At 70.9% G+C, this 19,621-nt stretch carries 23 protein-coding genes and 4 tRNA genes; 20 read left to right on the forward strand and 7 right to left on the reverse strand.

Annotation, left to right across the window (positions count from 1 at the left end; genetic code table 11):
- Positions 1-156 precede the first annotated feature (156 nt).
- Together ACZ51S_RS11265 and ACZ51S_RS11270 are read right to left on the reverse strand one after the other, a co-directional pair.
- Entirely contained in the window at positions 157-1,392 is a 1,236-nt protein-coding gene (locus ACZ51S_RS11265; RefSeq protein WP_468804126.1) for an APC family permease, read from the reverse strand.
- A gap of 190 nt (positions 1,393-1,582) precedes the next feature.
- Complete coding sequence (locus ACZ51S_RS11270) at positions 1,583-2,071, reverse strand: YajQ family cyclic di-GMP-binding protein (protein WP_030030284.1); 489 nt, start codon at positions 2,069-2,071, stop codon at positions 1,583-1,585.
- A 204-nt stretch (positions 2,072-2,275) separates the two neighbouring features.
- Here ACZ51S_RS11270 and ACZ51S_RS11275 point away from each other — a divergent pair.
- A tRNA-Tyr gene (locus ACZ51S_RS11275) sits at positions 2,276-2,357 on the forward strand.
- A 151-nt stretch (positions 2,358-2,508) separates the two neighbouring features.
- On the opposite strand, the gene ACZ51S_RS11280 is transcribed toward ACZ51S_RS11275, so the two are convergent.
- Positions 2,509-3,012, reverse strand: coding sequence for a hypothetical protein (locus ACZ51S_RS11280; protein ID WP_468479178.1), 504 nt, complete (start codon positions 3,010-3,012; stop codon positions 2,509-2,511).
- A gap of 104 nt (positions 3,013-3,116) precedes the next feature.
- Between ACZ51S_RS11280 and ACZ51S_RS11285 the strand changes: the two genes are divergently transcribed.
- Entirely contained in the window at positions 3,117-3,557 is a 441-nt protein-coding gene (locus ACZ51S_RS11285) for a DUF3574 domain-containing protein (protein WP_468804127.1), read from the forward strand.
- 37 nt (positions 3,558-3,594) lie between these two features.
- On the opposite strand, the gene ACZ51S_RS11290 is transcribed toward ACZ51S_RS11285, so the two are convergent.
- Together ACZ51S_RS11290 and ACZ51S_RS11295 are read right to left on the reverse strand one after the other, a co-directional pair.
- Positions 3,595-4,251 (reverse strand): SDR family oxidoreductase, encoded by a 657-nt coding sequence (locus ACZ51S_RS11290; RefSeq protein WP_468804128.1) that lies wholly within the window; start codon positions 4,249-4,251, stop codon positions 3,595-3,597.
- A 54-nt stretch (positions 4,252-4,305) separates the two neighbouring features.
- Complete coding sequence (locus ACZ51S_RS11295; RefSeq protein WP_468804129.1) at positions 4,306-5,571, reverse strand: amidohydrolase family protein; 1,266 nt, start codon at positions 5,569-5,571, stop codon at positions 4,306-4,308.
- Between the two features lie 357 nt (positions 5,572-5,928).
- Between ACZ51S_RS11295 and ACZ51S_RS11300 the strand changes: the two genes are divergently transcribed.
- The 10 genes from ACZ51S_RS11300 (at position 5,929) to ACZ51S_RS11345 (ending at position 11,633) form a co-directional block, all read left to right on the forward strand.
- Positions 5,929-6,001: transfer RNA gene (locus tag ACZ51S_RS11300), tRNA-Thr, on the forward strand.
- Between the two features lie 48 nt (positions 6,002-6,049).
- A tRNA-Met gene (locus ACZ51S_RS11305) sits at positions 6,050-6,122 on the forward strand.
- Between the two features lie 88 nt (positions 6,123-6,210).
- Positions 6,211-6,375 (forward strand): 50S ribosomal protein L33, encoded by a 165-nt coding sequence (rpmG, locus tag ACZ51S_RS11310; RefSeq protein WP_007265873.1) that lies wholly within the window; start codon positions 6,211-6,213, stop codon positions 6,373-6,375.
- Positions 6,376-6,578: 203 nt separating this feature from the next.
- On the forward strand, positions 6,579-7,031 hold the full coding sequence (locus ACZ51S_RS11315) for an FAS1-like dehydratase domain-containing protein (RefSeq protein WP_467889199.1): 453 nt from the start codon (positions 6,579-6,581) through the stop codon (positions 7,029-7,031).
- Position 7,032: 1 nt separating this feature from the next.
- Complete coding sequence (locus ACZ51S_RS11320; protein ID WP_468172730.1) at positions 7,033-7,461, forward strand: MaoC family dehydratase; 429 nt, start codon at positions 7,033-7,035, stop codon at positions 7,459-7,461.
- 106 nt (positions 7,462-7,567) lie between these two features.
- The gene (locus ACZ51S_RS11325; protein ID WP_468479182.1) at positions 7,568-8,161 is read left to right on the forward strand and encodes a TetR/AcrR family transcriptional regulator; all 594 of its coding nucleotides are present in this window, start codon (positions 7,568-7,570) and stop codon (positions 8,159-8,161) included.
- Positions 8,162-8,244: 83 nt separating this feature from the next.
- A complete protein-coding gene (locus tag ACZ51S_RS11330; protein ID WP_468479183.1) occupies positions 8,245-9,693 on the forward strand; it encodes a DHA2 family efflux MFS transporter permease subunit in 1,449 nt (482 codons plus the stop codon).
- Positions 9,694-9,715: 22 nt separating this feature from the next.
- On the forward strand, positions 9,716-10,114 hold the full coding sequence (locus ACZ51S_RS11335; protein ID WP_468804130.1) for a DUF3291 domain-containing protein: 399 nt from the start codon (positions 9,716-9,718) through the stop codon (positions 10,112-10,114).
- Complete coding sequence (locus ACZ51S_RS11340) at positions 10,115-11,215, forward strand: UDP-N-acetylmuramate dehydrogenase (RefSeq protein WP_468804131.1); 1,101 nt, start codon at positions 10,115-10,117, stop codon at positions 11,213-11,215.
- Between the two features lies 1 nt (position 11,216).
- Positions 11,217-11,633: a hypothetical protein gene (locus ACZ51S_RS11345; protein WP_388934889.1), complete on the forward strand. Its 417-nt coding sequence runs from the start codon at positions 11,217-11,219 to the stop codon at positions 11,631-11,633.
- Here ACZ51S_RS11345 and ACZ51S_RS11350 read toward each other — a convergent pair.
- Together ACZ51S_RS11350 and ACZ51S_RS11355 are read right to left on the reverse strand one after the other, a co-directional pair.
- On the reverse strand, positions 11,623-12,642 hold the full coding sequence (locus ACZ51S_RS11350; protein ID WP_388934886.1) for an adenosine deaminase: 1,020 nt from the start codon (positions 12,640-12,642) through the stop codon (positions 11,623-11,625). The two genes, ACZ51S_RS11345 and ACZ51S_RS11350, sit on opposite strands and share 11 nt — an antisense overlap.
- A gap of 164 nt (positions 12,643-12,806) precedes the next feature.
- Positions 12,807-14,033: a pyridoxal phosphate-dependent aminotransferase gene (locus ACZ51S_RS11355; protein ID WP_468804133.1), complete on the reverse strand. Its 1,227-nt coding sequence runs from the start codon at positions 14,031-14,033 to the stop codon at positions 12,807-12,809.
- A gap of 195 nt (positions 14,034-14,228) precedes the next feature.
- Here ACZ51S_RS11355 and ACZ51S_RS11360 point away from each other — a divergent pair.
- The 8 genes from ACZ51S_RS11360 (at position 14,229) to rplL (ending at position 19,495) form a co-directional block, all read left to right on the forward strand.
- Positions 14,229-14,301: transfer RNA gene (locus ACZ51S_RS11360), tRNA-Trp, on the forward strand.
- A 105-nt stretch (positions 14,302-14,406) separates the two neighbouring features.
- Positions 14,407-14,688, forward strand: a complete 282-nt coding sequence (secE, locus tag ACZ51S_RS11365) for a preprotein translocase subunit SecE (RefSeq protein ID WP_468479191.1) — start codon at positions 14,407-14,409, stop codon at positions 14,686-14,688.
- 84 nt (positions 14,689-14,772) lie between these two features.
- Positions 14,773-15,690 carry a transcription termination/antitermination protein NusG gene (nusG, locus tag ACZ51S_RS11370; protein WP_468479187.1) on the forward strand — a complete coding sequence of 306 codons (918 nt, stop codon included), beginning with the start codon at positions 14,773-14,775 and terminating at the stop codon, positions 15,688-15,690.
- A gap of 167 nt (positions 15,691-15,857) precedes the next feature.
- Positions 15,858-16,292 carry a 50S ribosomal protein L11 gene (gene rplK / locus ACZ51S_RS11375; protein WP_007265885.1) on the forward strand — a complete coding sequence of 145 codons (435 nt, stop codon included), beginning with the start codon at positions 15,858-15,860 and terminating at the stop codon, positions 16,290-16,292.
- A gap of 87 nt (positions 16,293-16,379) precedes the next feature.
- On the forward strand, positions 16,380-17,108 hold the full coding sequence (gene rplA / locus ACZ51S_RS11380; RefSeq protein WP_468479188.1) for a 50S ribosomal protein L1: 729 nt from the start codon (positions 16,380-16,382) through the stop codon (positions 17,106-17,108).
- 174 nt (positions 17,109-17,282) lie between these two features.
- Positions 17,283-18,188 (forward strand): SCO4651 family lipoprotein, encoded by a 906-nt coding sequence (locus ACZ51S_RS11385; protein ID WP_468960606.1) that lies wholly within the window; start codon positions 17,283-17,285, stop codon positions 18,186-18,188.
- A gap of 279 nt (positions 18,189-18,467) precedes the next feature.
- The gene (gene rplJ / locus ACZ51S_RS11390) at positions 18,468-18,998 is read left to right on the forward strand and encodes a 50S ribosomal protein L10 (RefSeq protein ID WP_361606076.1); all 531 of its coding nucleotides are present in this window, start codon (positions 18,468-18,470) and stop codon (positions 18,996-18,998) included.
- 110 nt (positions 18,999-19,108) lie between these two features.
- Positions 19,109-19,495, forward strand: a complete 387-nt coding sequence (gene rplL, locus ACZ51S_RS11395) for a 50S ribosomal protein L7/L12 (protein ID WP_388934867.1) — start codon at positions 19,109-19,111, stop codon at positions 19,493-19,495.
- The last annotated feature ends 126 nt before the right edge of the window (positions 19,496-19,621 follow it).

The raw sequence follows: 19,621 nt of genomic DNA on the forward strand, positions 1-19,621 counted from the left end.
CTGAACACATGAACGAGACCGAGCAGTTGCTGAAGCAAGCCGCCGGCCGCGCGGGCACCGCCGCGCGCGAATGCGGGACCACCCGGAGCGCGGCCCGGACCCCGGCGGGGACGGTCCGGGCCGGGCCCGTGAGAGGAGCCGGCCCGCCGCCCCCGCTCATACCCCGGACCTGAACCGTCCGCGTACTCCGTAGACCAGCACGCCCAGCGCCAGCACCGCCGCGCCCGAAACCGCCGACGTGAGCGGCAGCGTGCAGGCCAGCACGACACAGCCGGACAGCCCGACCGCCGCCACGGCCCGGTCCTTGACACCTGAACCGAGAGTCCACGCGGAGGCGTTCGCGATCGCGTAGTAGACCAGTACTCCGAAGGAGGAGAAGCCGATCGCGCCCCGCAGATCGGCGGTCGCCGCGAGCACCGCCACGACCGCACCCACCGCCAGCTCCGCGCGGTGCGGCACCTGATGCCGGGGGTGTACGTCCGCCAGCGCGCGCGGCAGATGACCGTCCCGGGCCATCGCCAGAGCCGTGCGCGACACCCCGAGCACGAGGGCCAGCAGAGAGCCCAGCGCGGCCAGCGCCGCGCCCGCCCGGACGACGGGGGACAGTCCGGGCCGGCCGGCCGCGCCCACCGCGTCGGCCAGCGGAGCCGCCGACGCCGCCAGGCCGTCACTGCCGAGCACCGACAGGGCCGCCATCGCCACGGCGGCGTACACGAGCAGGGCGATCCCCAGCGCGAGCGGCACCGCACGCGGGATCGTGCGCCGCGGATCACGCACCTCCTCGCCCAGAGTGGTGATCCGGGCGTAGCCCGCGAAGGCGAAGAACAGCAGGCCCGCGCCCTGCAACAGCCCGGCGGCACCCCAGTCCCCGCCGGCCAGAGCACCGGAATCCGCCGCTCCGGAGGTCAGGCACACCACGACGACCCCGGCCAGCACCGCCAGCACCGCCGCCACGATCAGCCGCGCGATCCGGGCGGACTTCTGCACCCCGCCGTAGCTCGCCGCGGTCAGCGCCACCACCGCCGCGACGGCCACGGCGTGCTGCCGCCCGGGCCACACGTACGCCCCGACGGTCAGCGCCATCGCCGCGCAGGAGGCCGTCTTGCCGACGACGAAGGCCCAGCCGGCCAGGTACCCCCAGAAGGGGCCGAGCCGCTCGCGGCCGTAGACGTACGTCCCGCCCGAGGCCGGATACCGGGTGGCCAGCAACGCCGAGGAGCGGGCGTTGCAGTACGCCACCAGGGCCGCCACCGCGAGGGCGGCGAGGAGTCCCCCGCCCGCCGCGCGTGCCGCCGGCCCGAGGGCGGCGAAGATCCCGGCGCCGACCATGGCGCCCAGTCCGACGACGACGGCGTCGGACACCCCCAGGCTGCGCTTCAGCTCGTTGTCCACGGGCGGAGGTTAGCGGGCCGGGGTGACGGGACCGGGTCCAGGGCCCGGCCGCGGGACACACCTCGCGCGCTCCCGGCCGGGCGCCCATGACGAAGGGCACAACGCGGGCGGCCGCCGGCCTGCCCGGCGATCCGCCCCCGTTGTGCCCCACGGGTCCGCCTCAGAGGCGCGCCCGCGCCTCAGCGGTGGGTCAGCGGTAGTTCACGAACTGGATCGCGAAGTCCAGGTCCTTGCCCTTGAGGAGGGCCTGGACGGCCTGGAGGTCGTCACGGCTCTTGGAGCTGACGCGCAGCTCGTCGCCCTGGACCTGGGCCTTGACGCCCTTGGGGCCCTCGTCGCGGATGATCTTCGCGACCTTCTTGGCGTTCTCCTGGGAGATGCCCTCCTCGATCGTCGCGAAGATCTTGTACTCCTTGCCGGACAGCTGCGGCTCGCCGGCGTCCAGCGCCTTCAGCGAGATGCCGCGCTTGACCAGCTTGGTCTCGAACACGTCGAGGACCGCCTTGACGCGCTCCTCGGAGTTCGCCTCCATGAGGATCTTCTCGCCGGACCAGGCGATGGTGGCGCCGGTGCCCTTGAAGTCGTAGCGCTGCGAGAGTTCCTTGGCGGCCTGGTTGAGGGCGTTGTCGACCTCCTGCCGCTCGACCTTCGAGACGATGTCGAAACTGGAGTCGGCCATGTGCTGTGGCTCCTTGAAGTCGGCTGCGGTGTGCCCCGGAGGGCCGCGGCCGGACATCCCCGGACCGCTCCGCAAAGCCTAGCCACCACGCCCACGTGGGGCGCTGATCAATCCGGTGGCGAACCACCCCCGAGCATCAGGTATCGTTTACGTCGTTGCCAGGGAACAACGCCGCGAGGCGGGGGAACCGAGGCGACATCCCATGGCGGTGTGCCCGAGTGGCCAATGGGAGCGGACTGTAAATCCGTCGGCTTAGCCTACCCAGGTTCGAATCCTGGCGCCGCCACGCGAGTGGAACCCCCGTTCATCTGCGGAAACGCAGGGGCGGGGGTTTCTTCGCATACCCCCGCACGCACCGGCAACCCGCACCGGCCCATACCGCGCCGCGCCGAGCCATACCGCGCCGAGCCGCGCCGAGCCGTGCCGCGCCTCGGAGGCTAGGGAGCGGTGACCGTCAGGTGGTAGGTCGTGTCGATCCAGAAGCCGTTCGTCGCCGCCGCCTGGATCTCCAGGACGAACTGGCCCGGCGGCAGGGGTTCGAGGGCGCACCACAGTCCCCAGGCGACCTGCGGTACGCCCCGCACGGGAAAGGGCTTCGAGGAGAACTCGCGCAGCCTCAGGGGAGAGCTGTTCAGGGCCGCCGAGGCCCGGGTCGCCTCCAGGCGGCACGGCTTCGTCAGGAACGGCACCGCCGCCCGCCTGGTGGTCAGCACCGGGAAGAACAGCGGCCGGGCCGACGGGACGCCGCACCGGCGCACCACCCGGCCCCCGTAGGTCCCCGCGAGGAACCACAGGTCCCGGGGCTGACGCCACCCGGCGTACGCGCCCGTCGTGTCCCCCACCGGGCTCTCCTCGTCCGGCGCGGACAGGGCCCACCGCCACCACCGGGCCGAGAGCCGGCCGCCCTCGGCCGCGCTGACGCGCCACTCGCCATCGCCCATGCCCCACCCCGGAACCCGTACGGCCGCCCCCTGCGGCCGATTCCGGGGTGACCCTATCGGCCCCCGTCACGCACCGAAGCGGGCCGCCGGTCGTTCCCCGGGGCATGACATGGACTTCGGACGGACGCGGCAAGGCCCGGGGCGGCGTCCTGCTCGCCCTGCTCGGCGCGGGCATCCCGGCCCTCGTCGGGGCCGCGCTGCACAGCCACACGGGGGAGCCCTACCGGGAGACCCGGCTGTACTTCGGCACTCAGCGCCCCGACGGAGGGGAACCCGTCGGCAAGGCGGAGTTCACCCGGTTCCTGGACCGCGAGGTCACCCCCGCCTTCCCCGAAGGGCTGATCCTCCGGGACGGGCACGGCCAGTGGGGCGGAGACGACGGCGCCATCATCCGCGAGACCTCCTACGAGGTCGTGCTGCTCTACCCGCAGAAGGAGGCGGACGAGCGGGGCGCCCGCGTCGAACGGATCCGGCAGCGGTACGAGACGCAGTTCCGGCAGCACTCCGTCAGGCGCTCCGACACCGCGGTCCAGTCCGGGTTCTGACGGCCCGTCGGCGGACCCCCGCCGCCCGCACACCACCTCAGTTGCCCGCCACGTCCTTCACCGCCACCGGGACCGGCGCCGAGCCCGAGACCAGCTCCAGCGTCAGCCCCGCCGTCGCCGGAGTCTCCACCAGCTCCGCGAGCACCGCCGCCACGTCGTCACGGGGGACGGAGCCCCGGCCGGTGTGGGCCTCCAGCCGGACCAGCCCCGTGCCGGGGTCGTCCGTCAGCCGCCCCGGGCGCAGCACAGTCCACTCCAGCCCCAGCCGGGTCTGCACGTGGGCATCGGCATCGCCCTTGGCGCGCAGGTACACGTCGAAGACCTCGTCGCCCTCGTGACGCGGGTCGGCGTCCATCGTGGAGACCATCAGGAAGCGGCGTACGCGGGCCCGTTCGGCGGCGTCGGCGAAGAGGACCGCCGCACCGCGGTCCACGGTGTCCTTGCGCGCCGCACCACTGCCGGGACCCGCCCCGGCGGCGAACACCGCCACGTCCGCGCCCTGCAGGATCCCCGCCACGTGCTCGACCGACGCCGACTCCAGGTCGCACAGCACCGGTTCGGCACCGGCCTCCCGCAGATCGTCGCCCTGCTCCGGATCACGGACGATGCCCGCGACCTCGTACCCGCGCGCGGCGAGCAGGCGCTCCAGCCGCAGCGCGATCCGACCGTGTCCACCCGCGATGACGATGCGCATGTCCCGACCGTACGACGAGCCGGGCGCGGCCGCCCGCGAACGCCCGGCAAACGGTCAGGGCCCCGGTTCGGTACGGCCCTGCCGGGGCAGATCCAGGGCCACCGCGACCGCCGAGTCGCAGTACTCCCGCACCGCACTCGTACGGGCTACCACCCGCCCCCGGTGGATCACGATGCGGCTGTACGCCAGCGACAGCACCCCGGCGATCCGGTCCCCGCGCACGGCGAGCAGCTCCGCGGGGAAGCCCGCCTCCACCCGCACCTCCGGCAGCCCCATGGCCTCCCGGGCGGCGGTGCTGACCGCCTCGTAGGCCTCGCCCGCGCGCAGTCCGCCCTGGGAGGCCAGCAGGTACGCGGCTTCGAGCGGGTCGCCCCGGCCGACCGGGTTCCCGGCGTCCCGCAGGGCCCCGCTGCCGGCCGCGACGCGGACCCCGGCCGAGCGCAGGAGGCGGACGGGAGCGGTGCGCAGCCCGCGGCGCTCCAGGGCCGCGCAGTCACCCTGGGGCAGGCAGGTCACCCGTACGCCGGCCGCGGCGAGCCCGTCGGCGGCACGGGTGGCCGAGTCCAGCGGCAGCCGGGACAGCCCGCCGCAGGGGCCGATGGTCACTCCGGGCCGCAGCCCCCCGGCCATGGCCGCAAGCCGGGCCAGCCGGCCCGGGTCGTCACCGTCGGTGTGCAGGTCCACCGGGCAGCCGTGTTCCGCGGCCAGCTCCAGGACCGCCTCCAGGAAGCCCGTCGGGTCGGGGTCGAGGTCGGGGCAGCCGCCGATCACCGAGGCCCCCATCTTGACGGCGTCGCGCAGCATGGCGAGCCCGTCCGCGCCGGCCACTCCCGTCAGGAGCCGGGGAACGGCGACGGCGGTCAGGTCGGCGAGCCCGCGCAGCGAGCGGCGGGCCTGGAGCACCGCTTCCATGGGGCCCAGCCCGTGCACGTCGCCGATCCGGACGTGGGAGCGCACGGCCGTCGCCCCGTGGCCGAGCTGGAGCAGCGCCGCCTCGGTGGCGCGGCGCTGCACCTCGTCCGGGGTGTACGACACCGGGCCCTCGCCGTCGGCGGTCAGCGCGGTGTCCCCGTGCGCGTGCGGTTCGGCGGGGGCGGGCAGGAGCAGGTACCCGCGCAGGTCGACCCGGGACAGCGCGGGGGCGGGCAGGCTCCCGGCGGTGCCGACGGCCTGGATGCGGCCGCCGCCGAGCCGGACGTCGACGGTACGGCCGTCGGTCAGCCGGGCCCCGGTGAGCAGCAGTCCCGTGGCCTCGGGGACGGGGCCGCCGACGGGATTGCGCGGGGTGGGGGAGGGCTGCTGCGGCTGGCTGTCGGACATCGCGCTCCTGGGGTGGCTCGGGCGGTTCCTGTGCCGTGGCCGCAGCCGGCGGCCCAAGATCACGCAGCGTGCTCAGAGCCTAGGGCGCGGGGGTCCCGGGTTCGCGGAGGAGCGCAATAGTCGTACCGGTGTGGTGCCCACCTGCCCTGGTGACCCCGGTCCCGGTCCCGACCCCGGCGGGCGCGCGCGGACGCGGGAAGGCGCGGGATGAGGGGCTGCGGAATGTGACTCCGGGCACAAACGGGCCGGTAAGTGGGCCGGGAGCCGTGTGGAATGGCGGGGGCGGAGGCTTCCGAGCCCAGTCCCCCCAAAGGATTTGGGCGAACGGCGGGCAACCGTGTAATGTCTTCATCGCTCGCCCCAATAGCTCAGTCGGTAGAGCGTCTCCATGGTAAGGAGAAGGTCTGCGGTTCGATTCCGCATTGGGGCTCTGGTGAGAGAGGTTCCCCACCCTCGGGTGGGGAACGGATCTCATCAAAGCGGCGTAGCTCAGTCGGTAGAGCAAGCGGCTCATAATCGCTGTGTCACCGGTTCAAGTCCGGTCGCCGCTACACCCAGTAGCCGATTGCGGGGTCGGTCTCCCGATCGGCTACTCTTTTATGCGTTCATCCGTCCCATAGTCCGTCAAGGAGCACTCACGTGGCTGCCACCGACGTCCGCCCGAAGATCACGCTGGCCTGCGTGGAGTGCAAGGAGCGGAACTACATCACCAAGAAGAACCGGCGTAACAACCCGGACCGCATGGAGATGAAGAAGCACTGCCCGCGCTGCAACTCGCACACCGCGCACCGCGAGACCCGCTAGTCACTGGCGAAGTCTCAATATAGGCACCGTCATGAGGTCGTCCCCTTCAATGGGGGGCGGCCTTGTGTCGTTTCCGCACCAGGTCTTGATCAGGTGCGCGGTACGCCGGACCGGGGGCGGTCGGCGTGCTCGATGCGTGTCGCCTTCACACGTGCCCTTCAAACGCCCCGTCAACGTGTCCCTGCAACAGGAGGCAGTGAGCCATGGCCCTCGATCAGACCTTCGTGGGGCGGACCTACCCGCCCACCGATCCGTACGAGGTCGGCCGCGAGAAGATCCGCGAATTCGCGGTCGCGGTGGGTGACGAGAATCCCGTCTACACCGATCCCGAAGCCGCCAAGGCGTTCGGTCACCAGGACGTGATCGCCCCGCCGACTTTCGTGTTCGCCATCACCTTCGCGGCGGCGGGCAAGGTCATCGAGGACCCGCAGCTGGGGCTGGACTACAGCCGCGTCGTGCACGGCGACCAGAAGTTCGCGTACGTCCGCCCCGTGCGGGCGGGTGACCGGCTCACCGTGACCTCCACCATCGAGGCCGTGAAGTCGCTCGCCGGCAACGACATCATCGACATCCGCGGCGAAGTCCACGACGAGTCCGGCGAGCACGTCGTGACCGCGTGGACCAAGCTCGTGTCCCGTGCCCCCGAGGAGGCCTGAGATGGCCGCGCAGATCCACTACGCCGACGTCGAGGTCGGCACCGAGCTCCCGGCGGCGTCCTTCCCCGTGACGCGCGCCACCCTGGTCCGCTACGCCGGCGCCTCGGGCGACTTCAACCCGATCCACTGGAACGAGAAGTTCGCCAAGGAGGTCGGCCTGCCGGACGTGATCGCGCACGGCATGTTCACCATGGCCGAGGCGATCCGCGTCGTCACCGACTGGGTGGGCGACCCGGGCGCGGTCGTCGAGTACGGCGTCCGCTTCACCAAGCCGGTCGTGGTCGCGAACGACGACCAGGGCGCGCTGATCGAGGTCACCGCGAAGGTCGCCGCCAAGCTGGAGGACAACCGCGTCCGGGTCGACCTCACCGCGATGAGCGCGGGCCAGAAGGTCCTGGGCATGTCCCGCGCGGTGGTCAAGCTGGCCTGAGGCCGAAGCGGGCGGGCACCCGGAGCTGCGGGGTGGGGCGGCGCCCCCCCGAAGCCCTGGCTGCCCGCCCCTTGACCTGGTTGTGATTGAGTACTAACTTACAAGCGTGGTCAGGATGAGTGCGGACGAGCGGCGCGAGAGCGTCATTCGCGCGGCGATTCACGAGTTCGCGCGCGGTGGTTACTACGGGACCTCCACCGAGGCGATCGCCAAGCGGGTCGGGGTGTCGCAGCCGTACCTCTTCCGGCTGTTCCCCGGGAAGCAGGCCATCTTCCTCGCGGCGGCCGCCCGCTGCATGGAGCGGACCCGGGAGGTCTTCGCCCGGGCGGCCGAGGGGCTCGGGGGCGCGGAGGCCCTGCAGGCCATGGCCGACGCCTACCAGCGGCACATCACCGAAGACCCGCAGGTCGTCCAGATGCAGCTCCAGATGTACGTCACCGTAGCCGCCGCCGAGGCGGCGGGCGACCGGGAGTTCGGGGAGCTCGTACGGGCCGGCTGGCTGGAGCTGTGGGACACCGTGCAGGTGCCGCTCGGCGGGGACGTCAAGGAGACGACCGGCTTCATGGCCTACGGAATGCTCATCAACACCCTCACCGCGATGGGTTTCCCGCCCGGTCACCGCATCTGGGAGGGGTTCCACACCTGCGAGCAGCCCGAGCAGCAGTCCGGCGAGCAGCCCGGGGTGCCTGCCGAGGCGTAGTGCCGCCCCGCGCGGCTTCGCCGTCTCTTTCTGCCCGTGAAAGTTAGTCAGCAATAACTAACAACAATCCTCAGGGGGAAACCGTGACCCAGCAAGCCGCCGAGACGAAGCTGAGCGGGCCCGCCGTCTGGGCCCTCGTGCTCACCGGGGCCGCCAGTTTCATGGCCGCCCTCGACAACCTCGTCGTCACCACCGCCCTCCCCGCGATCCGCGCCGACCTCGGCGGCGGGCTGGAGGACCTGGAGTGGACGGTGAACGCCTACACGCTCACCTTCGCCGTCCTGCTGATGTCCGGCTCCGCGCTCGGCGACCGCTTCGGCCGGCGGCGGCTGTTCATCGCCGGTCTCGTGGTCTTCACCGGCGCCTCCGCGGCGGCCGCCCTCTCGCCCGGGATCGACCAGCTCATCGCCGCCCGCGCCGTCCAGGGCGTGGGAGCGGCGGTGATGATGCCGCTCAGCCTCACCCTGCTCACCGCCGCCGTCCCGGCCGCGCGGCGGGGCATGGCCCTCGGGATCTACGGAGCCGTGAGCGGGCTGGCCGTCGCCGGCGGACCCCTCGTCGGAGGCAGCCTCACCGAGCACATCTCCTGGCAGTGGATCTTCTGGCTCAACGTCCCCATCGGCCTCGCCCTGATCCCGCTCGCCCGGCTGCGCCTCGCCGAGTCCTCCGTCGCGCACGCCCGCCTCGACTTCCCGGGCACCCTCCTGATCAGCGGCGGTCTCTTCGGCATCGTCTACGGCCTGGTCAACGCCAACGCCCACGGCTGGACCGGCGTCCCCGTCCTGTCCGCCCTGCTCGCGGGCGGCGTCCTCGTCGCGGGCTTCGTCGGGCACGGCTTCCGGAGCGCGGACCCGATGCTCCCCATGCGGCTCTTCCGCGACCGCGGCTTCTTCGGGATCAACTTCGCGGGCCTGCTGATGTACCTGGGCATGTTCGGGTCGATCTTCCTGCTCAGCCAGTTCCTCCAAGGCGTCGCCGGCCACTCGCCCACCCAGGCCGGCCTGCGCATGCTCCCCTGGACCGGGATGGCGGTCGTCGTCGCGCCGATCGCGGGGATGCTGTCCGACCGGATCGGCGGCCGGCCCGTCGTCGTGACCGGGCTGGCCCTGCAGGCGCTCGGTCTCGGCTGGTTCGCGGTGATCCTGAGCACGGACGTCTCGTACGCCGCCCAGCTCCCGGCGCTGGTCCTGAGCGGCATCGGCATGGCGCTGTACTTCGCCCCCGCCGGCCACGTGCTCATGTCCACCGTCGCCCCCGCCGACCAGGGCCGGGCCTCCGGCGCCAACAGCGCCCTGCGCGAGGTCGGCGGCGCCCTCGGGGTGGCGGTCCTGGCCTCCGTCTTCGCCGCCCGGGGCGGTTACGAGACCCCGCAGGCCTTCACCGACGGCACCGTCCCCGCCCTGTGGACCGGCGCCACCGCGGTGGCCCTGGCCGCCGTGCTCGCCCTGCTGCTGCCGCGCCGCGCGAAGGCCCCCGCCGCCGGCCCGGAATCCGTCACCGTCACCGCCCCGGCCCCCGTGCGGGCCGGCTGATCCGCGCGAAGGAGACCCCGTCATGCCCGACATCCCCTGGTCCACGCCCACCCAGGCGGCCCCCGACGCCGAGGTCTACGTCATGGCCTCCCGGTTCGAGACCGCCACCCTTTCCGGCGCCCTCAGGTTCTTCCTCAAGTCGCCCGGCATCGTCCGCCAGATCCGCGAGGCCCCCGGCGCCCACGGCGTGGCCCTCCGTGCCCGCGTCCTCGGCCGGACCTTCCTCACCCTCTCCGCCTGGGAGGACCGGGCCGCGCTGTACCGCTTCGCCGGCAGCGAGCCGCACCGCTCCAGTTCCCGCGCGGCCAGCGCGTACATGAAGGAATCGGCCTTCACCTTCTGGACCGTCCCCGCCTCGCAGCTGCCCGTCAGCTGGGCCGAGGCCGAGCGCCGTCTGGCGGAGCGGGAGCAGGGCCACTGAGTGCCCCGCCGGAACGCGAGGGGGACGGACCGTACTCTTGTCCACGTGCAGGAACTCCACGACGCCCCCCTCGCCCCGCTGACCACCTTCCGCCTCGGCGGCCCCGCGGCCCGGCTGGTCACCGCGACCACCGACGCCGAGGTGATCGAAACCGTCCGTGCCGCGGACGAGAGCGGCACGCCGCTCCTGGTCATCGGCGGCGGCAGCAACCTGGTCATCGGTGACCAGGGCTTCGCCGGAACGGCCCTGCGCATCGCCACCACCGGCTTCACCCTCCAAGGCAGCACCCTCGAACTGGCGGCCGGCGAGAACTGGAGCGACGCCGTCGCCCGCACCGTCGAGGCCGGGCTCGCCGGCATCGAGTGCCTCGCCGGTATCCCCGGCTCGGCCGGTGCCACCCCGATCCAGAACGTCGGGGCGTACGGCCAGGAGGTCTGCGACACCATCACCGAGGTCGTCGCCTACGACCGCACCACCGGTGAGACCGTCACCCTGAGCGCCGCCGAGTGCGCCTTCCGGTACCGCAACAGCACCTTCAAGGACCAGCCCGACCGCTACGTCGTGCTGCGGGTGCGGTTCGCCCTGGAGGACGCGGGCGGCCTCTCCGCGCCGATCAAGTACCCCGAGACGGCCCGCGCCCTCGGCGTCGAGGCCGGCGACCGCGTCCCGGCCGCCCGCGCCCGCGAGACCGTCCTGCGCCTGCGCGCGGGCAAGGGCATGGTCCTGGACCCCGCCGACCACGACACCTGGTCCGCCGGCTCCTTCTTCCACAACCCGATCCTGACCGACGAGGCCTACGCCGCCTTCCTGGCCCGCGTCCAGGACCGCCTCGGCGCCGACACCGCCCCGCCCGCCTACCCGGCCGGCGAGGGCCGTACGAAGACCAGCGCGGCCTGGCTGATCGACAAGGCCGGCTTCACCAAGGGCTACGGCAGCGGCCCCGCCCGCATCTCCACCAAGCACACCCTCGCCCTCACCAACCGGGGCGGGGCCACCACCGAGGACCTGCTGACCCTCGCCCGGGAGGTCGTCGCGGGCGTCCACGCGGCCTTCGGCGTCACCCTCGTCAACGAGCCGGTGACGGTCGGCGTCAGCATCTGACATGCACTGCCCCCAGCACGGGGCCGGCACGGACCCCACACGACTGGTGGGGCGCGAGATCCGCCGGGTCGTCGCGTCCTGGCACATCTGCGAGGGCGAGCGCTCCGAGGCTCCGCTCGACGTCTGGCTGATCGACAGCGCCGGCGAATGCACCCGCATCACCACCGGGTCGGACCAGTGCCTCATCGTCGAGTGCGCGGAGCCCCACGAGCCGTACGACCTGGGCGAATGGGGCCGCGTCGAGGTCGGTGAGGACCTCGGCGAGCACCCCTTCCTGCGCCACCTCGGCCAGACCGTCGAATCGGTCGCCGAGTTCGCGCTGCCCGAACAGGGGCGCACCCACCTGGAGATCGGCTTCCCCGACGGCCACCGGGTCCGGGCCGACTGTCACGAAGGGGACCTGCGGCTCACCCGTTGAGCCAGTGCCCGATCCCGTCCAGCAGCTTGTTCTTGACCTCCTCCGGCGCTGCCGACCCGCGCACCGACTGGCGGGCCAGCTCGGCGAGCTCCGCGTCCGTGAAGGCGTGGTGGCGGCGGGCGATCTCGTACTGGGCCGCGAGCCGGGACCCGAAGAGCAGCGGGTCGTCCGCGCCCAGCGCCATCGGCACCCCGGCCTCGAAGAGGGTGCGCAGCGGCACGTCCTCGGGCCGTTCGTAGACCCCGAGCGCCACGTTGGAGGCGGGGCAGACCTCGCAGGTGACCTGCCGGTCGGCGAGCCGCTTCAGCAGCCGGGGGTCCTCGGCGGCGCGTACGCCGTGCCCGATGCGGGAGGCGTGCAGGTCGTCGAGGCAGTCGCGGACGGAGGCCGGGCCGGTCAGCTCGCCGCCGTGCGGGGCCGCGAGCAGGCCGCCGTCGCGGGCGATGGCGAAGGCCCGGTCGAAGTCGCGGGCCATGCCGCGGCGCTCGTCGTTGGAGAGCCCGAAGCCGACGATGCCGCGGTCGGCGTAGCGGACGGCCAGGCGGGCGAGGGTGCGGGCGTCGAGGGGGTGCTTCATGCGGTTGGCGGCGATCAGGACCCGCATGCCGAGACCGGTCTCGCGGGAGGCGCGGTCGACGGCGTCGAGGATGATCTCGACGGCCGGGATCATCCCGCCGAGGAGGGGCGCGTAGGAGGTGGGGTCGACCTGGATCTCCAGCCAGCCGCTGCCGTCCCGTACGTCCTCCTCGGCCGCTTCGCGGACCAGCCGCTGGATGTCCTCGGGCTCGCGCAGGCAGCTTCGGGCGGCGTCGTAGAGCCGCTGGAAGCGGAACCAGCCGCGTTCGTCGGTGGCCCGCAGCTTGGGCGGCTCCCCGGCGGTCAGGGCGTCGGGAAGGCGGACGCCGTACTTGTCGGCGAGCTCCAGCAGGGTCGACGGGCGCATCGAGCCCGTGAAGTGCAGGTGGAGGTGGGCCTTCGGCAGAAGCGTGAGATCGCGTACGTGCTCCATCCGGTGATCCTGCCGTACCGCGGCGCCTGGCGGGAGGGGGTTTTGCCTTTCGGGGGCTTGCCCGAACGGCAGAACGGGCCCGGGTGCCGCGGAAACGCCCGAGCGGCGGCTCCCCGTGCCGGGGGAGCCGCCGCTCGGGACTTGGCCGCGGGAGCGCCGCCGGCCTAGGCCTTGGCCTCCGCGAGGAGCTTCTGGACGCGGGAGACGCCCTCGACCAGGTCCTCGTCGCCCAGGGCGTACGACAGGCGCAGGTAGCCGGGGGTGCCGAAGGCCTCGCCCGGGACGACCGCGACCTCGGCCTCGTCGAGGATCAGCGCGGCGAGCTCGACGGAGGTCTGCGGGCGCTTGCCGCGGATCTCCTTGCCGAGCAGCTCCTTGACCGACGGGTACGCGTAGAACGCGCCCTCGGGGGTCGGGCAGAAGACGCCGTCGATCTCGTTGAGCATCCTCACCATCGTCTGGCGGCGGCGGTCGAAGGCCTTGCGCATCTCGGCGACGGCGTCCAGGTTGCCCGAGACGGCGGCCAGCGCGGCGACCTGGGCCACGTTGGAGACGTTGGAGGTGGCGTGCGACTGGAGGTTGGTCGCGGCCTTGACGACGTCCTGCGGGGCGATCACCCAGCCCACGCGCCAGCCGGTCATGGCGTACGTCTTGGCGACGCCGTTGACGATGATGCACTTGTCGCGCAGGGCCGGCACGAGCACGGGCAGCGAGGTGAACTTCGCGTCGCCGTACACGAGGTGCTCGTAGATCTCGTCGGTCAGCACCCACAGGCCGTGCTCGGCGGCCCACTCGCCGATCGCGCGGGCGTCCTCCTCGCTGTAGACCGCCCCGGTCGGGTTGGAGGGGGAGACGAACAGGACGACCTTGGTGCGCTCGGTGCGCGCGGCCTCGAGCTGCTCGACGGAGACGCGGTAGCCGGTGGTCTCGTCGGCGACGACCTCGACCGGGACACCGCCGGCGAGGCGGATCGACTCCGGGTAGGTGGTCCAGTACGGGGCGGGGACGATGACCTCGTCGCCCGGGTCGAGGATCGCGGCGAAGGCCTCGTAGATGGCCTGCTTGCCGCCGTTGGTCACCAGGACCTGGGAGGCGTCGACCTCGTAGCCGGAGTCGCGCAGCGTCTTGGCGGCGATGGCCTTCTTCAGCTCGGGCAGGCCGCCGGCCGGGGTGTAGCGGTGGAACTTCGGGTCGCGGCAGGCCTCGACCGCCGCCTCGACGATGTAGTCCGGCGTCGGGAAGTCGGGCTCGCCCGCGCCGAAGCCGATCACCGGGCGGCCGGCGGCCTTGAGGGCCTTGGCCTTGGCGTCGACGGCGAGGGTGGCGGACTCGGAAATGGCGCCGATGCGGGCAGACACCCGGCGCTCGGAGGAAGGCGTTGCAGAGGTCATGGGGCCAATCGTCCCAGACGTGCGAGAGGGGCGGCACACCGTTTCAGTCACCGGACGGAGCAGATCCGGATGTCTTCTGTTCGACGTCAGGGCCCGGACCACGTACACTCACCTGTCGTTGGTCCTCAACAGCCGCCCCAGAGCGTGAGCACTCCGTGCACTCGCCCGGATGCGGTAGGTTGGGGCACGCAACAAAGGGTCGTAGCTCAATTGGTAGAGCACTGGTCTCCAAAACCAGCGGTTGGGGGTTCGAGTCCCTCCGGCCCTGCTTCACACTCCTTCTCGGATGTGTGCGCAGGTACGTACTTCGATGCAACGCCGTGCGGCGCAACCGGGCGCGGCAACGGCCACGACCCGGATTCAGGTGAGAGACGTGACGGACGCCCTGGGCTCCATCGACATGCCTGACGCCGACAGCGACTCTCGCGAGAAGAAGGCCCGCAAGGGCGGCAAGCGCGGAAAGAAGGGCCCCCTCGGGCGCCTCGCGCTGTTCTACCGCCAGATCGTCGCGGAACTCCGCAAGGTCGTCTGGCCCACCCGTAACCAGCTCTCGACGTACACCACCGTGGTGATTGTCTTCGTCGTCATCATGATCGGTCTGGTGACCGTGATTGACTATGGGTTCCAGGAAGCCATCAAGTTCGTCTTCGGCTGATCCCCGCGGAGGGCGGCGCCTTGATGGGTGCCGCCCGTTTTCGCATGTTCGACCACCTTTTGTATCCAGGAAGAAGCAGCCACCGTGTCTGACCCGAACCTGAACGTGAGCCACGACTCCGTCGAGTCCGTCGAGGACGAGCTCGACATCGTCGAGGCGGCGGACGCTGTGGACCCCGACGAGGTCGAGCTCGCCGATGCCGAGGCCGGCATCGCCGCCGAGGAAGCCGCGCTGCACGTCGAGGACGAGGTCGACGCCGAAGCCGACACCGACGGGACCGACGAAGACGCCGAGACCGACGAAGACGCCGAGGACGAGGGCGACATCGAGGCCGAGACCGAGACCGAGGTCGAGGACGCCGAGGAAGCCGCTCCGGCCGAGCCCGTCGACCCCATCCAGGCCCTCCGCGAGGAGCTGCGCCTGCTCCCCGGCGAGTGGTACGTGATCCACACCTACGCGGGCTACGAGAAGCGCGTGAAGGCGAACCTCGAGCAGCGCGCCGTCTCGCTGAACGTCGAGGAGTTCATCTACCAGGCCGAGGTGCCCGAGGAAGAGATCGTCCAGATCAAGAACGGCGAGCGCAAGAACGTCCGGCAGAACAAGCTGCCCGGTTACGTTCTCGTCCGCATGGATCTGACGAACGAGTCCTGGGGCGTCGTCCGCAACACCCCGGGTGTCACGGGCTTCGTCGGCAACGCGTACGACCCGTACCCGCTGACCCTCGACGAGATCGTCAAGATGCTCGCCCCCGAGGCGCAGGAGAAGGCCGCCAAGCAGGCTGCCGAAGAGGCCGGCCTGCCCGCGCCCGCCGTCAAGCGCACCATCGAGGTCCTGGACTTCGAGGTCGGCGACTCGGTCACCGTCACCGACGGCCCGTTCGCCACGCTGCAGGCGACGATCAACGAGATCAACCCGGACTCGAAGAAGGTCAAGGGCCTCGTCGAGATCTTCGGCCGCGAGACCCCGGTCGAGCTGAGCTTCGACCAGATCCAGAAGAACTGATCTTCCGGATTCAACGCTTCCGAAACAGGTCAGACCAGCCCGTGAAGGGCGGTCTGACCTGCTCGGTTTTTAGCCCCGCACTGATACCCGTTATCGTGGTGCGGTATGCCTCCATCCGGATGACCGGAAGGACGGCTGAAAACTCTCACTAGGACCCGGAGAGAGCAATGCCTCCCAAGAAGAAGAAGGTCACGGGGCTTATCAAGCTCCAGATCAAGGCCGGTGCGGCCAACCCGGCTCCGCCGGTCGGCCCCGCGCTCGGTCAGCACGGCGTCAACATCATGGAGTTCTGCAAGGCCTACAACGCCGCGACCGAGTCGCAGCGTGGCATGGTCGTGCCGGTGGAGATCACGGTCTACGAGGACCGTTCCTTCACCTTCATCACCAAGACCCCGCCGGCCGCGCGCCTCATCCTGAAGAGCGCCGGCATCGAGAAGGGCTCCGGCGAGCCGCACAAGACCAAGGTCGCGAAGCTCACGCGTGACCAGGTCCGTGAGATCGCCACGATCAAGATGCCCGACCTCAACGCGAACGACATCGACGCCGCCGAGAAGATCATCGCCGGCACCGCCCGTTCGATGGGTATCACGGTCGAGGGCTGATCCAGCCCCTCGCAGTTCCCCAGTGGTAGGGCCAAGCGCTGGCCCGTACCACGACTCCATGCCTGAAGCACTTACACAGGAGCAGAAGTGAAGCGCAGCAAGACTCTCCGCGCTGCGGACGCCAAGGTCGACCGGGAGAAGCTCTACGCTCCCCTCGAGGCCGTCCGTCTCGCCAAGGACACCAGCACCACCAAGTTCGACGCCACCGTTGAGGTTGCCTTCCGCCTGGGTGTCGACCCGCGCAAGGCCGACCAGATGGTCCGCGGCACCGTGAACCTCCCGCACGGCACCGGTAAGACCGCCCGGGTCCTGGTCTTCGCGACCGGTGACCGTGCTGCGGCCGCGGAAGCCGCCGGCGCCGACATCGTCGGCGACGACGAGCTGATCAACGAGATCGCCAAGGGCAACCGCCTCAACGAGTTCGACGCCGTCGTGGCGACCCCGGACCTCATGGGCAAGGTCGGCCGCCTCGGCCGCGTGCTCGGTCCGCGTGGTCTCATGCCGAACCCGAAGACCGGCACCGTCACCATGGACGTCGCCAAGGCTGTCACCGACATCAAGGGTGGCAAGATCGAGTTCCGCGTCGACAAGCACTCGAACCTGCACTTCATCATCGGCAAGGTCTCCTTCACCGATGAGCAGCTGGTCGAGAACTACGGCGCCGCTCTGGACGAGATCATCCGTCTGAAGCCGTCCGCCGCCAAGGGCCGCTACATCAAGAAGGCCGCCCTCAGCACCACGATGGGCCCCGGCATCATGCTGGACTCCAACCGCACCCGGAACCTCCTCGTCGAGGAAGACCCGGCTGCTGTCTGAGCCTCACGGCTCGCCTGAGTGGCTGAACGGGCCCTCCGCTCCCTCCGGGGAGCGGAGGGCCCGTTTTTTCTGCCCCGGGGGCGGTGCCGGTCGGACGCCCCTTATCCAGGAGCGTCCGCGGCATACAGGCCGTATGGTCATACGGTTATCGATCACACCAGGGGTGGGGACTCCATGCTGACGTACCGCAAGAAGACCGCAGGAGCCGCGCTGGCCGCCGTACTGCTCGTGGGCGGGGCCACCACGGCCTGCGAGGAGGGTAAGAAGGCGGACGGCGGCAAGGCGGCGGCCACGCCGGCCGCACAGGCCTCCCCGTCCGCGCCGGCGGCCCAGGGCGCCGCGGACGCGACCCCGGCCGCGTACCTGCAGAAGGCCAAGAAGAAGTCCGAGGAGATCACCTCCCTCCGCTACACCATGTCCGGGACCACCGCCGGGCAGCAGCTCTCAGGCGAGGTGTCCATGCGGATCAAGCCGTCCGTGGCCATGTCGATGAAGATGGCCACGCAGGGCGCCCAGGCCGGGTCGGTGGACCTCCGGCTCGTCGACGGGGCCATGTTCCTCGGCTCCGAGGGCAAGTACCTGAAGTTCGACATGAAGGCCATGGACCCGGCGACCGCGAAGAAGCTGGAGAGCGCGGGCGGCGGGGTGAACAGTTCCGGCGAGAACCCGGGGGACCGGGCCGACCAGCTGCTGGCGGCCAAGGACCTCAAGACCGTGGGCGACGAGACCGTCGACGGCGTGAAGACCAAGCACGTCCGCGGGACCGTCACCACGGAGCAGATGCGGGCCTCGCTCGCCTCCGAGACGCCCGAGGCCAAGGAGCGCCGGGAGAAGTCCGTCCGGAAGCTGGAGGACGAGGGCATCAAGAGCCTGGACGTGGACATGTGGATCGACGAGAGCGACCACACCAAGCGGGTCCGCACCCGCGGTGAGGGCACCAGCGGCCCGATGGACATCACGATCACGTTCGTGGACTACAACAAGCCGGTCGACATCACCGCCCCGTCGGCCGACCAGGTCGTGGACCTCGCCGAAATGATGAAGGGCTCGGGCACCGGCTCCGGGACCGACCAGGGCTGACCAGGCAGAACGTGTGGAGCGGATCCGCCGTACGGGCGGATTTGCTCTGCAACGGATGATTCGCGTACGCTTCACCAGAAGCCAAAGACCGCTGGTCGTTGCCGTGCCCGGAGGGTGCGGTGGCCGAAGGATCCGCTACTGCGGACGACCCGCGCAGGTGACTGTGGAATGTTCCCGGATTTCTTCCGGTCGAGCTACGCCCTGGCGCCTGCGCCGGGGCGTTTTGTATGTACGGCCCTTCTGAGCGGTCCTCATCACCCGGAAGGAGGCCGACGCTCTATGGCAAGGCCCGACAAGGCTGCCGACGTAGCCGAGCTTGAGGACAAGTTCCGCAGCTCGAACGCCGTTGTGCTGACCGAGTACCGGGGTCTCACCGTCGCGCAGCTCAAGACGCTGCGTCGTTCGCTCGGTGAGAACGCCCAGTACGCCGTGGTGAAGAACACGCTGACCAAGATTGCGGCTAACAACGCCGGGATCACCTCGCTCGACGACCAGTTCACTGGTCCGACGGGTGCCGCCTTCATCACCGGTGACCCGGTGGAGTCGGCCAAGGGTCTTCGTGACTTCGCCAAGGAGAACCCGAATCTCATCATCAAGGGCGGTGTCCTTGACGGCAAGGCGCTGACCGCCGATGAGATCAAGCAGCTCGCGGACCTCGAGTCCCGCGAGGTTCTGCTCAGCAAGCTGGCCGGCGCGTTCAAGGGCAAGCAGTCCCAGGCTGCCTCGCTCTTCCAGGCGCTGCCGTCGAAGTTCGTCCGCACCGCGGAAGCGCTTCGCGTCAAGCTCGCCGAGCAGGGCGGTGCCGAGTAATTCGGCTCGCGCACTGATCCACGCCGCCTAGTGCGTGGGTCGTAGCGGGCCGTTACGCCCGCCTCTCTATACATCCGGCACCTGCCGAATTAGTGGAAGGATCGCCCATCATGGCGAAGCTCTCTCAGGACGACCTCCTCGCCCAGTTCGAGGAGATGACCCTCATCGAGCTCTCCGAGTTCGTGAAGGCCTTCGAGGAGAAGTTCGACGTCACCGCCGCCGCGGCCGTCGCCGTTGCCGCCCCGGGTGCCCCGGGCGCCGGTGCCGTTGCCGAGGTCGAGGAGAAGGACGAGTTCGACGTCATCCTCACCGGCGCCGGCGACAAGAAGATCCAGGTCATCAAGGTCGTGCGCGAGCTGACCTCCCTGGGTCTGAAGGAGGCCAAGGACCTCGTCGACGGCACCCCGAAGCCGGTTCTCGAGAAGGTCAACAAGGAGGCCGCTGACAAGGCCGCCGAGGCCCTCAAGGCCGCCGGTGCGGGCGTCGAGGTCAAGTAACACCTCTGAGGCCGTCTGACGGCCTCTGCAAAGGGCGATCACCCGTAAGGGTGGTCGCCCTTTGGCGTATCCGCAGTGCCTGACTTGCCCTGGTCTCGTTGGGGAGTAGGGTGATCTTCGTTGTCC

The organism is Streptomyces sp. NPDC034043 (assembly GCF_055575675.1).